Source organism: Vibrio sp. 1F279, assembly GCF_041439815.1.
In the GTDB taxonomy this organism is placed as follows: domain Bacteria; phylum Pseudomonadota; class Gammaproteobacteria; order Enterobacterales; family Vibrionaceae; genus Vibrio; species Vibrio tasmaniensis_A.
In genome coordinates, this window is record NZ_JBGOOU010000012.1 from 74,685 (window position 1) to 88,269 (window position 13,585).

A 13,585-nucleotide genomic window follows, 5' to 3' on the forward strand; every position below is an offset into this window, starting at 1 on the left:
GAGATATGACCATGAAACTGAATTTCTCTTTATACCGTTACAACCCAGATGTGGACCAGAAACCTTACATGAAAGAGTACACCCTAGAGGTGGAAGAAGGTTCTGACATGATGCTTTTGGACGCGCTTATTCTTTTGAAAGAGCAAGATCCAACGATTTCATTCCGTCGCTCATGCCGTGAAGGTGTATGTGGTTCTGATGGTTTGAACATGAATGGTAAAAATGGATTGGCGTGTATCACGCCACTGTCTGCACTTTCTGGCCAAGATAAGATCGTAATTCGCCCACTTCCAGGCTTGCCTGTTGTGCGTGACTTAATCGTAGACATGACTCAGTTCTACGATAACTACGAAAAAGTTAAGCCGTTCTTAGTGTCTGATGGCAATGTGCCACCGGCTCGTGAAAACCTACAAAGCCCTGATGAGCGTGCTCATTTAGATGGTTTGTATGAATGTATTATGTGTGCATGTTGTACGACTTCATGCCCATCATTCTGGTGGAATCCAGATAAGTTCATCGGACCAGCTGGCCTACTTGCAGCATACCGTTGGCTAATAGATAGCCGAGATACGGCGACAGACGAACGTCTGTCCGATCTTGATGATGCATTTAGCGTTTTTCGTTGCCATGGCATAATGAATTGTGTAAGTGTTTGTCCTAAGGGATTAAATCCGACGAAAGCGATTGGTCACATTAAGACCATGCTAGTGAATCGTTCGGTTTAAGTTATATAAAAATTGCCGCCCTAGAAGTTTTGGGGCGGCCTTTTAATAGCTCGGCATAGACCGCAGCAAACGTGAAAACTACTGGTTAAGGGAAAATATGCACAACGGCGTGATGAAGGCATGGCTCGAGTCTTCACACTTGGCTGGCGCCAATGCAACGTACGTAGAAGAACTCTATGAACTGTATCTTAGTGACCCCGATTCGGTAAGTGACGAATGGAGAAGCGTTTTTGAAGAACTGCCTGTGCAAGCTTCAGAAGCGGTGGAACAACCACACTCTCGTGTTCGTGAATACTTCCGTCGACTCGCTCAAGAAACAAAGCATTACAGTGTCCAAGTTAGTGATCCAGATGTCGATGCGAAACAAGTAAAGGTTCTGCAACTTATTAATGCCTATCGATTCCGAGGGCATCAATCAGCAAATCTAGACCCCCTAGGTTTATGGGAAAGAGATACAGTCGCTGAACTGGACCCTTCTTTCCACACTCTTACCGAAGAAGACCTCAACGAGACGTTTAACGTCGGCTCTTACGCCATTGGCCAAGAGACGATGGTGCTTAAAGATCTCTACAAATCTCTAAAGCAAACGTATTGTGGTTCTATTGGTGCTGAATACATGCACATGACTAATACAGAACAAAAGCGTTGGATCCAACAACGTTTAGAGTCTGTATCTGGTCAACCGTCTTTCAATAAAGAAGAAAAGCAAGCTTTCCTAGAAGAGCTAACGGCTGCTGAAGGTCTTGAGCGCTATCTTGGTGCGAAATTCCCTGGTGCAAAACGCTTCTCTTTGGAAGGTGGTGATGCTCTTATCCCAATGACGAAAGAAATCATTCGTCATGCCGGTGGACAAGGCATGCGTGAAGTTGTTGTTGGTATGGCTCACCGTGGTCGTCTAAACATGCTGGTCAATGTGCTTGGTAAAAAGCCACAAGACCTGTTTGACGAATTTGCGGGCAAGCACAGCGATGATTCATGGGGTACTGGTGATGTGAAATATCACCAAGGTTTCTCTGCGGATTTCGCAACCCCAGGCGGCAACGTTCACTTAGCACTTGCATTTAACCCATCTCACTTAGAAATCGTAAACCCGGTAGTTATCGGTTCAGTACGTGCTCGACAAGATCGTCTAGACGATAAAGACGGCAGCCGTGTACTTCCAATTACTATCCACGGTGATTCAGCTATCGCTGGTCAGGGTGTAGTGCAAGAGACGTTTAACATGTCTCAAGCGCGTGGTTTCTGTGTAGGTGGTACGGTTCGTATCGTTGTAAACAACCAAGTTGGTTTTACGACGTCTAACCCTCGCGATACACGTTCTACGATGTACTGTACAGATATCGCGAAGATGGTTCAGGCTCCGATTTTCCACGTTAATTCTGATGATCCAGAAGCGGTTGCGTTCGTAGCGCGTCTTGCATTGGATTACCGTAATACCTTTAAGCGTGATGTTGTTATTGATTTGGTTTGTTACCGTCGCCACGGTCACAATGAAGCCGATGAGCCGAATGCAACACAGCCTTTGATGTACCAAAAAATCAAGAAGCATCCAACACCACGTAAGCTTTATGCTGATGTGTTAATGGAGCGCGGTGAGTTTGGTATTGATACGGCAACTCAACTGGTTAACGAATATCGTGATGCACTTGATCACGGTGAAGTTGTGGTTAAAGAGTGGCGCCCAATGGCACTTCACTCTGTGGATTGGTCTCCTTACCTAGGTCACGACTGGAACATTGAGTGGGACAATAAGATTGATATCGAGCGCCTGAAAGAGCTTGGTACTAAACTTTGCCAATACCCAGACAGCCACAAGCTGCAAAGCCGAGTAAATAAGCTGTACAACGATCGAACTGCCATGGTGAATGGTGAGAAACAAGTCGATTGGGGTATGGCTGAAACACTGGCTTACGCAACACTTGTTGACGACGGTAAGCGTATTCGTATCTCTGGCCAAGATTCAGGTCGTGGTACGTTCTTCCACCGTCACTCAGTACTGCACAATCAATCAGATGCAAGCACGTATGTTCCTCTTGCGAACATTCATGATAAACAAGGGCCATTCCAAGTGTTTGACTCTGTGTTATCTGAAGAAGCGGTACTCGCATTTGAGTATGGCTATGCGACAGCAGAGCCAAGCGGTCTCACCCTTTGGGAAGCACAATTTGGTGATTTCGCAAACGGTGCACAAGTTGTTATCGACCAATTCATTTCATCAGGTGAGCAAAAGTGGGCACGTCTATGTGGTCTAACTATGTTGCTTCCTCACGGTTATGAAGGCCAAGGCCCTGAGCACTCTTCTGCGCGTCTTGAGCGTTACCTTCAGTTGTGTGCTGAACAAAACATGCAGGTTGTTGTTCCTTCAACGCCAGCTCAGGTTTATCACATGATTCGCCGTCAGGTTGTTCGACCAATGCGTCGTCCACTGATTGTAATGTCACCTAAGTCATTGCTTCGTCACCCTTTGTGTACATCTTCTCTTGAAGATTTGGCAGAAGGCACGTTCCAACCAGCTATCGCAGAAATTGATGATCTGGCTCCTGAGAACGTAAAACGCGTCGTGTTCTGTTCAGGTAAGGTTTACTTTGACCTGCTTGACCAAAGACGTAAGAACGAGCAAGACGATGTCGCTATTGTACGTATTGAGCAACTTTACCCGTTCCCTTATGAGGACGTGAGAGCTGCAATCGCACAATACACAAATGTAGTCGATTACGTTTGGTGTCAAGAAGAGCCACAAAACCAAGGTGCTTGGTACAGTAGCCAACATAATTTCCGAGCTGCTATCCCAGTAGGTGCTGATATTCAATACGCAGGTCGTCCTGCATCAGCGTCACCAGCTGTTGGCTATATGTCGGTACACTTGAAACAACAAAAAGCGTTAGTAGACGACGCTTTGACCCTACTTAAGAACTAGAAGTAAAAGGAAAATACAGACATGACAATTGAAATTCTGGTTCCAGATTTACCTGAATCTGTGGCTGACGCAACAGTAGCGACTTGGCACAAAAAACCAGGCGAAGCCGTTGCACGTGATGAAGTCATTGTAGACATCGAAACAGATAAAGTAGTTCTAGAAGTACCGGCTCCTGAAGCGGGTGTTCTGGAAGCTATCATCGAAGAAGAGGGTGCTACGGTACTTTCTAAGCAGCTTCTGGCTAAAATTAAGCCTGGTGCTGTCGCTGGTGAACCAACGAAAGACACCACTGAAGATACAGAAGCTTCTCCTGACAAACGCCACAAAGCGGCGCTAACAGAAGAAAGCAACGATGCACTAAGCCCTGCTGTTCGTCGTCTTCTTGCAGAGCACAACCTACAACCAGCTGACGTTAAAGGCACTGGTGTTGGTGGTCGTATTACTCGTGAAGACATTGACGCACACCTAGCAGCAGCGAAAGCGGCTCCGGCAGCAGCATCTGCACCAGCAGTTGAAGCGCCAGCAGCGGCTCGCAGCCAAAAACGCGTGCCTATGACTCGCCTACGTAAGACAGTTGCAAACCGTCTTCTAGAAGCGAAGAACAGCACTGCAATGCTGACTACTTTCAACGAAGTGAACATGAAGCCAATCATGGACCTTCGTAAGCAGTACAAAGACCAATTCGAGAAGCGTCATGATACGCGTCTTGGTTTCATGTCTTTCTACGTGAAAGCAGTAACAGAAGCACTGAAGCGTTTCCCAGAAGTTAACGCTTCTATCGATGGTACAGATATCGTTTACCACAACTACTTCGACATCAGCATGGCGGTATCTACGCCACGTGGTTTAGTGACTCCAGTACTGAAAGACTGTGACACACTAGGTTTCGCAGATATTGAAAAAGGCATCAAAGAGCTAGCAATCAAAGGCCGTGACGGCAAGCTAACTGTTGATGAGTTGATGGGCGGTAACTTTACTATCACGAACGGTGGTGTATTTGGCTCTCTAATGTCTACGCCAATCATCAACCCGCCTCAAGCGGCAATTTTGGGTATGCACAAAATCCAAGATCGTCCAATGGCTGTTGATGGCAAGGTTGAGATCTTACCAATGATGTACCTAGCGCTTTCTTACGATCACCGCCTAATCGACGGCCGTGAATCAGTTGGCTTCCTAGTGACCATCAAAGAGCTTCTAGAAGATCCTGCACGTCTGCTATTAGACGTTTAGTATCTCTAAAACGTCTAGTTAACCCGGTTAGCTAGACGTAAAAAGTTTCAAAGGCTAGGCTGCTCAACGTCTGGCCTTCACTTGAACTGTAAAGCCATTAGAAAATGGACAGCAGTTGATTTGAGAAGACCCTACAGACGTACCACAGGAAACTGTGTCGTTATGGAAATAATAATCCCTTAAGGGAAAATAAACGGAATATCAAAATGAATTTGCATGAATACCAAGCCAAACAGCTGTTTGCAGAATTCGGTTTGCCTGTACCAGAAGGTTTCGCATGTGATACTGCACAAGAAGCTTTCGAAGCTGCAGGTCGTATCAGTACAGCCAAGAAAGTCGTTAAGTGTCAAGTACACGCTGGTGGTCGCGGTAAAGCGGGCGGCGTAGAGCTACATGACACCAAAGAAGGCGTTAAAGAGTTTGCACAAAAGTGGCTAGGTAAAAACCTAGTGACTTACCAAACAGACGCTAATGGTCAACCTGTAACAAAGATCCTAGTTGAAGAAGCATCGAACATTGCTAACGAACTTTACCTAGGTGCTGTTGTTGACCGTGCAACGCGCAAAATTGTATTCATGGCGTCAACTGAAGGCGGCGTGGACATTGAGAAAATCGCTGAAGAAACTCCAGAGTTGATTCACCAATCAGCGATCGATCCTCTAGTGGGCCCTCAAGCTTACCAAGGCCGTGAACTTGCGTTCAAACTTGGTCTAGTTGGCGATCAAATTAAACAGTTCGTTAAGATCTTCATGGGTCTTGGCCAAATGTTCTCTCAGTACGACCTAGCTCTACTAGAAATCAACCCGCTTGTAATTACTGGCGAAGGCAACCTGCTTTGTCTAGACGGCAAGATCAACATTGACTCAAACGCAATGTACCGTCAGCCAAAGCTTCGTGAAATGCACGATCCTTCACAAGAAGACGAGCGTGAAGCGCACGCTGCTCAGTGGGAACTGAACTACGTAGCACTTGATGGCAACGTTGGCTGTATGGTTAACGGTGCAGGCCTTGCGATGGGTACGATGGATATCGTAAACCTACACGGCGGCAAGCCAGCAAACTTCCTTGATGTAGGCGGCGGCGCGACAAAAGAGCGTGTAGCTGAAGCATTCAAGATCATCCTTTCTGATGACAATGTTAAAGCAGTACTCGTAAACATTTTCGGTGGCATCGTTCGTTGTGACATGATCGCTGAAGGTATTATCGGTGCAGTTAAAGAAGTAGGCGTAACAGTTCCAGTAGTTGTTCGTCTAGAAGGTACAAACGCAGACCTAGGTCGCGAAGTACTTGCTAATTCTGATGTTGATATCATTGCTGCTGTATCTCTAACAGATGCTGCTCAGAAAGTTGTTGCTGCTGCGGAGGCTAAATAATGTCTGTATTAATTAACAAAGACACTAAAGTAATCTGTCAGGGTTTCACTGGCGGTCAAGGTACATTCCACTCAGACCAAGCTATCGCATACGGTACGCAAATGGTTGGTGGTGTTTCACCTGGTAAAGGTGGTCAAACTCACCTAGGCCTTCCAGTATTCAACACAGTACGTGAAGCAGTAGAAGCGACTGGCGCAACAGCAACAGTTATCTACGTACCAGCACCTTTCTGTAAAGATGCAATCCTAGAAGCGATTGATGCAGGTATCGAACTGATCGTAACAATCACTGAAGGTATCCCTACTACAGACATGATCGACGTTAAAGTGAAGCTAGAAGAAACTGGCGTTCGCATGATCGGTCCTAACTGTCCAGGTCTTATCACTCCAGACGAGTGTAAGATTGGTATCATGCCTGGCCATATCCACAAGAAGGGTAAAGTAGGTATCGTATCTCGTTCAGGAACTCTGACGTACGAAGCAGTTAAACAAACAACAGATGAAGGCTTTGGTCAGTCTACATGTGTTGGTATCGGTGGTGACCCTATTCCAGGTTCAAACTTCATTGATATCCTAAAACTTTTCCAAGAAGACCCAGAGACTGAAGCAATCGTAATGATTGGTGAGATCGGTGGTACTGCGGAAGAAGAAGCGGCTGAGTTCATCAAAGCAAACGTAACTAAGCCAGTTGTATCTTACATCGCTGGTGTTACGGCTCCTCCGGGTAAACGTATGGGCCACGCAGGCGCAATCATCTCTGGTGGTAAAGGTACTGCTGAAGATAAATTCGCAGCACTGGAAGCAGCAGGCGTTAAGACTGTTAAGTCTCTTGCTGACATCGGTAAAGGCCTACGTGAAATCACGGGTTGGTAATCAGCTGGATTTTATCTAATGAGATAGAAGTTAACTGAACGATATTAAAAAGGCTTGGTCACTGACCAAGCCTTTTTTGTATGTTTTCAATGATACGAGATACGAGATACGAGATCGTACTGATAAGTGCTAAGCTCGGCTTCTAACCATTTGAGATAACATAAACATTGCCGCAGCACTGATAACAACAGAAGGGCCGGCCGGTGTGTCATAGAACCAAGACAAGCTCAATCCTCCGAACACAGCGATAGAACCAATTACCGATGCAAGGAATGCCATTTGTTCGGGTGTATTGGCGAATTTTCTTGCCGTTGCTGCCGGAATGATAAGTAGTGAGGTCATGATTAACGCACCAACAAACTTCATACCTACCGCAATCACGATCCCAACCAATAGCATCAAAATAAGACGCATTAAATCAATGTTGATGCCATCAACCGCTGCGAGATCTTCGTTAACGGTCGTCGACAATAGTGGTCGCCAAAAGATAGCAAGTACCACTCCAATCACGGCAGCACCCGCATAGATGAATACCAAATCTGTCGGAGACACTGCAAGCAAGTCACCAAATAGGTAGCTCATTAGGTCAACGCGAACGTTATCTAAGAAACTCACGGCGACAAGACCCAAAGACAGAGCGCTGTGCGCCAAAATACCGAGTAGGGTATCGGTCGCGACCAGCTTTTGTTTTTGTAAAGTCACTAGCAACACAGCTAGCATCAAACAACAAATCAGCAGCGCGAAATACAAGTTAATGTTGAACAGAAAGCCAAGTGCTAAGCCCATCAAAGAAGCGTGAGCAAGCGTGTCACCAAAGTAAGCCATCTTGCGCCACACCACGAATGAACCTAGTGGCCCCGCGATTAGAGCAATGCCCAAGCCAGCTAAAATAGAGGGAAGAAGAAACTCAAGCATTAGTGGTGTCCGTGTTTATGGTTTGAACATTCATGCACGTCGCCTTCGACAGGCTGTCCTGCGAGATCATGATGGTGATGTTCGTGTTGGTGGTGATAAAAGGCTAAGGTCTCTTGGGTCGCGGTGCCAAAAAGTGCGATATAAGAGGGGTGGTGTTTGATGTCTGCCGGTGCGCCTGAACAGCAGATATGGTGATGCAAACAGATAACATCGTCTGTTTTTGCCATCACTAAATGCAGATCGTGTGAAACCATAAATACGGCACAACCAAAACGGTGGCGAATGGTATCGATCAGGTCGTACAGGTCTATTTGGCCTTGTACATCAACACCTTGTGCGGGTTCATCAAGAACCAGTAGATCGGGTCTTCTTAGCAATGAACGAGCAATTAGCACACGTTGGTTTTCACCGCCAGATAGTTGGTGCATGTTGCTCTTTTGTAGATGTTCAGCACCAACGAGCTTCAATGCTTCAAGGATCTCTTGCTGACTGAACTTACCAGTGAGCTTTAGAAAACGTTCTACATTGAGCGGTAGTGAATCATTGAGCTTTAATTTTTGTGGTACATAGCCAATTTTCAGTTTTTTAGCTTTTGTTATTGTGCCTGAAAATTTGGTCTGTAAACCTAATACCACTTTTACTAATGTCGACTTTCCTGCACCGTTTGGCCCAATCAGGGTGGTGATTCTGCCGCGCTCTAAATTTAGAGAGATGTTATCTAGAACTTTTCGACCGTCAAATTCGACGCTCACAGAATCTAGTTGGATTAAATTATCCATGAATAGAACTCATTTGCAATTCGCTAATGTTATAATGTAACATTTACCTCAAGCCTAAGCTACTTTTCTATTAACGAGGAATTATGTCACGTTCATCTTTTATACTTGCTACTTTGCTTTTAGCGCCAAGTGTTGCAAGTGCCAATACTATTCTAACAAGCTTCAAACCAATTCAAATGATTGTGACAGAATTAACGCAGGGCGTTAGTGAACCTGATGTGTTGATGAACAGCAATGCTTCGCCGCACGATTATGCGCTTAAGCCATCGGATGTCAAAAAAGTTCATAGTGCCGATATGGTGATCTGGTTTGGCCCTGACCTAGAAGCTTTTTTGACCAAGGTGATTGGTTCTAAAGAAAACGTTATCAAGATCAGTGAGATTCCGGGGATTAACTTGAGAGAGTTTGGACATGAAGACCACGATGCTCATGAAGGGCACAACCATGGTAGTCATGACCCGCATTTTTGGTTGGGTATCGATCAAGTCGAGGTCGCGGCAAAGTATATCTCAGCTAAGCTAATTGAGTCAGACTCTGATAACGCCATGGCGTATCAAGAGAATCTAGATTCATTCTTGATTGCTTTGAAAGAGAAACAGCAGGCGATTCATGAACAACTCGCGCCAGTGAAAGACAAAGGCTACTACGTATTCCATGACGCGTATGGCTACTTCGAACAAGAATTTAAGTTGAATAATCTAGGTCACTTTACGGTTAGCCCTGAGCGTAAACCTGGCGCAAAAAGTCTGATAGCTATCAAGAAGACTTTGGTGCGTGAAAATGTTCAATGCGTATTTTCAGAGCCTCAATTTACACCAGCGGTGATTGAATCGGTGACTCGTGGAAGTAACGCTAAACAAGGACAACTTGATCCTGTCGGTTCGCAGGTTGAAGTGAAGAGTGGAAGCTATTTTGATTTTCTTCAGCAGCTTACAGATAGTTACACAAGTTGCTTGAGTGGAATGTAATCAATATCGAGTATTCTTTACGACACTTTGTTCTCGTTAATTGATGAATCATGCCGCTTTTTGCGGCATTTTCGTGACCGCTAAGATAAAACCTTCCAACAAATATCAAACCTCCTTTCTCCTTTGTCAATTTCAGCTAAAATAGAAAGATAATAATAAGCACAAAAAAACTCACTTTTTGGTTAATCAGCAACAAGCGTTGTGAGAACCAATATTTCATGTGTTGTTGCTGTTCAGGATTAAAAGTTGTATCGAATTATTTTCAAAATGTTCATCTTAATGAGCATTTCATTTAGCGTTCTTGCGGTAAATACATCACCCTCCGTTTTCTACCCTTTGCCCGTTCAAGCACAAGGGAACTTCCTTGCGGCAAAAAATCTGTACTTAGGTGAAGGTGGCGGACTCTGGGTTCATGATGTGCATGGAAAAATACTTTTTTATGATGGCAGAACCCTATTCCCTCGAAAAGGTAGCCTTTTGCAATTTTCTTCAGAGAAAGTCGCGTTTCTTAACGATGAGTTTTGGACTTTCTTTGATAATGAGGTGTACCGACATAGCCCAGGAATCGGCAACGCACTTGCATTTAGTTTAAGCCCAGGGGCTGAGATCGCGAATATCGGTGCTTCCGGTGATTATATTTGGGTTACAGATGGCAGTAATTTCTATACGTACAATACTCAATCTTTAGAATTTAGCACTTACTCGCTTCTAAAATTGTATCGGCATAACAATAGCAGCGATATTGCGATTAACGATGCTGAGCGGGTGCTGTCAAAATGGGTGCTTGCGACCAGTTCCGGAGTGTACCTTTCTGATAGCCAAGAATTTACTCATATCGGTGCATCAGAAAAAAATCATATAGAGACGCTGTATTTTTCGATGGCAAGACGTGAGTTAGTCATTGGTACATTGAATGGTGCAGTGATTATAGATCTTGCAAATCCTAAGAAAGAAAGGTGGGTGCGTGGTTCGCATGTTCTTTCTCTCGCTGAAACAACCGATCAATACTGGATTGGGACTGAGCATGGTCTTATCAGCTACAACTTTATTACAGGGAAAATTACACGATTTGAACAAGCCGATAATCAAGACTTTTCGTTACCGGGTGAAAAAATATATTCGTTAATTAACGACCATGCTGGTGGAATGTGGGTCGCGACCAATAACGGAATTCGATACTTTTCACTGTTCAGCAGGACATTCTCAAGAACGCCATTAACGGGAATGGGGATGCATTCGAGTAGTGTGGTGATAAACAAAGTACAGCTTGTTCGCGATCAACTGTCTTGGGTTGCTTCTTCCAGGGGGCTCTATTTGGTTGATTCTCAAAGTGAAGATAACCCCGTTCGTGTTTACTCTAACCCAGTACAGGATTTTGAGATCTTTGGTTCTTCAATTTGGTTGGCGACTGCAGAAGGTATTCTTAGTTTCAATACTGATACGTTAGAGGCTGAAAAGGTCGATCTACCAAGAGCGATTGAAGGTGTACCCGTTGAAAACTTTGCATTTGAAGCGGATAACATGCTTTGGATGACCTCGGGACAAAACCTTTATTCGTTATCTATCGAAACCAATAAGTTGACCAGTTATGGCACCGACTGGTTAGTTGATAAATTTTTGCCAGCAAAGATCACCGCTCTCAATATAGGTTTACAAGGTCGTATTTATGTTGGTACTGATCACGGATTCTACTCTTTTCTTGATGAGAGAATTAGCTTTAGTCATTCAAGCGAGCGGCTTGGCAAAGTGGTCGATATTGAAAAAGCAAAAGATGGATCCCAGTGGTTTGCGAGTAGCTATGGTGTGTATCGAATCCCTAATAACAGTTCTATTATTCAAGAGGTCACTCTTGTTGAGGAAAATATCAGTCCTAAATGTTTAATTAGCGATGATAATGGGATGTGGTTAGGCTCTTCGAAAGGTATTAGCTATTACGGATTGGATGGGCAACTGCATAAACATATCGGCTCACCATTTGGCTTGATCACCAATGAATTGGCTGCAGGTGCGTGTGCTCTGTTTTACAGCGAAGGTAGCCAGTCTACTAGGCTTATCTTCGGCTCAAGATATGGCGTGGTGAGTGCATTAGCTAATGAGCTATTGGTATCAACAACACCTCATAGCCGTGCATTGCTGAGCAAGATAAGTGTCGACCATCAGATAGTATCACTTGGTGGCAAGACGGCTGATTTAGATGAAATTCCTTATGGCTCATCAATCGGTTTTAAGATTGGAATTTTACCAGCGACATACACGCCTGCAATGGAGTATCGACTAAGCGACAATGAACCTTGGAGTGAGTTTGAAGGGGGGGTACTAACACTCGATCACCTTCTTCCTGGGGACTATACGTTGGAAGTGAAACCCGTTAAGGACTCCCATTATCGCTTTACGTCAACGAACCAAAGCTTCTCTATTGCGGAACCTTGGTATCTGAGTAATTGGGCAGCAGCAAGCTCTCTTATATTACTTATCTGTGTAGTGACTGCTTTGGTTTTTTGGCGATCACGTTACGTCACTTTCGCCAACAGGCACTTAAAGGCGCAAGTTGCATTAAAGACAGATCAACTGAGGCATCAAAGCCGAATACTACTAACGACTAATCAACAGCTTAAAAAACAGTTGTCAGTTAAGAGTGCTCTTGTCACACATACTGCTAATGAACTCTCTTCTGAAGTTAATCATATCGCAGCTATGATCCCAAATTGGAATGATGAACAAGGTAAGTCGCCAATATTGACATTGAAAAATGGCTTGGCTCAGTTGAGTAACACGCCACAAGGGAAGGGAAAGGTTTGTTACGATATAATTTTAATCTTAGAAGCTGTACTCAAAGCTTGGCAGGACGATTTAGCCAAAGCTGGTATTGAACTGGATATTAAAGTTGACACTAAACAACGACACGTCTCCTTGCTGTATTTTAATCTTGATATTATTTTCAACAGTCTAGTCGCTAGCATCATTAAGAGAAATTTTAAGTCACAGAGTATGGTGGTATTGGTTGAAGAGGTTAAAGGGCACCTTGTTGTGACGATCCGAGACCATGGAATGCCTTTCCCTAAATTGACTTCAAGCATTAATGACAATACTGGAAAATCGACCGACCTAAACATCGAAAAGTTGCCATTATTGATGAACCAGAGCGGTGGTGAACTGAATGCTTTTGTCTCGGACTCTCAAAATAAGGTGCAGCTTTCGTGGCCGATTGAATATCAAGTGTTAGATAATTTGGAAGCTAGCACAATTGAACAGATCGAGACCATTAAACTTACAGTTTCAGCGACGGAGCAACAAAGGTTAAGTGCTGAGCAAGAGTGGAAAAACAGAGTGTCACAGCTTGTAAGTGAAAACTACGCCGATGCAGAGTTCAGTACTGCAAATGCTGCTAAGTACTTGTTCATGTCAGAGAGAAGCTTACAGAGACGTTTTAAATCGGCTTACAACAAGACCTTTAAAGAGCATTTGAATGAAGTGCGTTTAGAGCATGCGTGCGAGCGGCTACTTGCGGGAGAAAGGATTTCAGACGTCGCGTTTGATTCTGGTTTCAATGACCCTTCCTATTTCAGTCAAAGGTTTAAACATCACTTTGGCATGTCGCCATCTAAGTTTGCTGAAAACAACGAAGATCAGTGAACTAGGGACGTCCAGTTACAACATAGATAAAGATACTTTGAGCCTCGACATTCGTGTTGGGGCTTTTTTATGCATCTACGACATACGACATACGACATACGAGATATAACGATAGTTGGGGAATTTAAAAAGGTTTGTGGGTTAAAACAAAAGGAAGAAAAAAAATATCGTGG

General features: G+C 44.3%; 9 protein-coding genes. 7 read left to right on the plus strand and 2 right to left on the minus strand.

Annotated features, from left to right (window positions below; all coding sequences use genetic code 11):
- Positions 1–11: 11 nt before the first annotated feature.
- The 5 genes from ACED60_RS11235 (at position 12) to sucD (ending at position 7,117) form a co-directional block, all read left to right on the plus strand.
- Positions 12–725 carry a succinate dehydrogenase iron-sulfur subunit gene (locus tag ACED60_RS11235; RefSeq protein ID WP_009847320.1) on the plus strand — a complete coding sequence of 238 codons (714 nt, stop codon included), beginning with the start codon at positions 12–14 and terminating at the stop codon, positions 723–725.
- Between the two features lie 97 nt (positions 726–822).
- Positions 823–3,642: a 2-oxoglutarate dehydrogenase E1 component gene (gene sucA, locus ACED60_RS11240; protein ID WP_012604529.1), complete on the plus strand. Its 2,820-nt coding sequence runs from the start codon at positions 823–825 to the stop codon at positions 3,640–3,642.
- Between the two features lie 21 nt (positions 3,643–3,663).
- Positions 3,664–4,872: a 2-oxoglutarate dehydrogenase complex dihydrolipoyllysine-residue succinyltransferase gene (odhB, locus tag ACED60_RS11245; RefSeq protein WP_009847318.1), complete on the plus strand. Its 1,209-nt coding sequence runs from the start codon at positions 3,664–3,666 to the stop codon at positions 4,870–4,872.
- A 206-nt stretch (positions 4,873–5,078) separates the two neighbouring features.
- Positions 5,079–6,245, plus strand: a complete 1,167-nt coding sequence (sucC, locus tag ACED60_RS11250; RefSeq protein WP_009847317.1) for an ADP-forming succinate--CoA ligase subunit beta — start codon at positions 5,079–5,081, stop codon at positions 6,243–6,245.
- On the plus strand, positions 6,245–7,117 hold the full coding sequence (gene sucD / locus ACED60_RS11255; protein ID WP_017096870.1) for a succinate--CoA ligase subunit alpha: 873 nt from the start codon (positions 6,245–6,247) through the stop codon (positions 7,115–7,117). The genes sucC and sucD overlap by 1 nt, the downstream gene beginning before the upstream one ends.
- A 129-nt stretch (positions 7,118–7,246) precedes the next feature.
- Here sucD and znuB read toward each other — a convergent pair whose 3' ends face one another.
- Both znuB and znuC read right to left on the minus strand, forming a co-directional pair.
- Positions 7,247–8,032, minus strand: a complete 786-nt coding sequence (gene znuB, locus ACED60_RS11260; protein WP_009847315.1) for a zinc ABC transporter permease subunit ZnuB — start codon at positions 8,030–8,032, stop codon at positions 7,247–7,249.
- On the minus strand, positions 8,032–8,811 hold the full coding sequence (gene znuC, locus ACED60_RS11265; protein WP_012604527.1) for a zinc ABC transporter ATP-binding protein ZnuC: 780 nt from the start codon (positions 8,809–8,811) through the stop codon (positions 8,032–8,034). The genes znuB and znuC overlap by 1 nt, the downstream gene beginning before the upstream one ends.
- A gap of 83 nt (positions 8,812–8,894) precedes the next feature.
- Between znuC and znuA the strand changes: the two genes are divergently transcribed.
- Together znuA and ACED60_RS11275 are read left to right on the plus strand one after the other, a co-directional pair.
- The gene (gene znuA, locus ACED60_RS11270) at positions 8,895–9,779 is read left to right on the plus strand and encodes a zinc ABC transporter substrate-binding protein ZnuA (RefSeq protein ID WP_009847313.1); all 885 of its coding nucleotides are present in this window, start codon (positions 8,895–8,897) and stop codon (positions 9,777–9,779) included.
- 246 nt (positions 9,780–10,025) lie between these two features.
- Positions 10,026–13,412, plus strand: coding sequence for a helix-turn-helix domain-containing protein (locus ACED60_RS11275; RefSeq protein WP_371727538.1), 3,387 nt, complete (start codon positions 10,026–10,028; stop codon positions 13,410–13,412).
- Positions 13,413–13,585 lie beyond the last annotated feature (173 nt).

Coding starts and splice junctions, on each gene's coding strand:
- ACED60_RS11235 (WP_009847320.1), top strand. CDS start 12: ATGAAACTGAATTTCTCTTTATACCGTTACAACCCAGATGTGGACCAG.
- sucA (WP_012604529.1), top strand. CDS start 823: ATGCACAACGGCGTGATGAAGGCATGGCTCGAGTCTTCACACTTGGCT.
- odhB (WP_009847318.1), top strand. CDS start 3,664: ATGACAATTGAAATTCTGGTTCCAGATTTACCTGAATCTGTGGCTGAC.
- sucC (WP_009847317.1), top strand. CDS start 5,079: ATGAATTTGCATGAATACCAAGCCAAACAGCTGTTTGCAGAATTCGGT.
- sucD (WP_017096870.1), top strand. CDS start 6,245: ATGTCTGTATTAATTAACAAAGACACTAAAGTAATCTGTCAGGGTTTC.
- znuB (WP_009847315.1), bottom strand. CDS start 8,032: ATGCTTGAGTTTCTTCTTCCCTCTATTTTAGCTGGCTTGGGCATTGCT.
- znuC (WP_012604527.1), bottom strand. CDS start 8,811: ATGGATAATTTAATCCAACTAGATTCTGTGAGCGTCGAATTTGACGGT.
- znuA (WP_009847313.1), top strand. CDS start 8,895: ATGTCACGTTCATCTTTTATACTTGCTACTTTGCTTTTAGCGCCAAGT.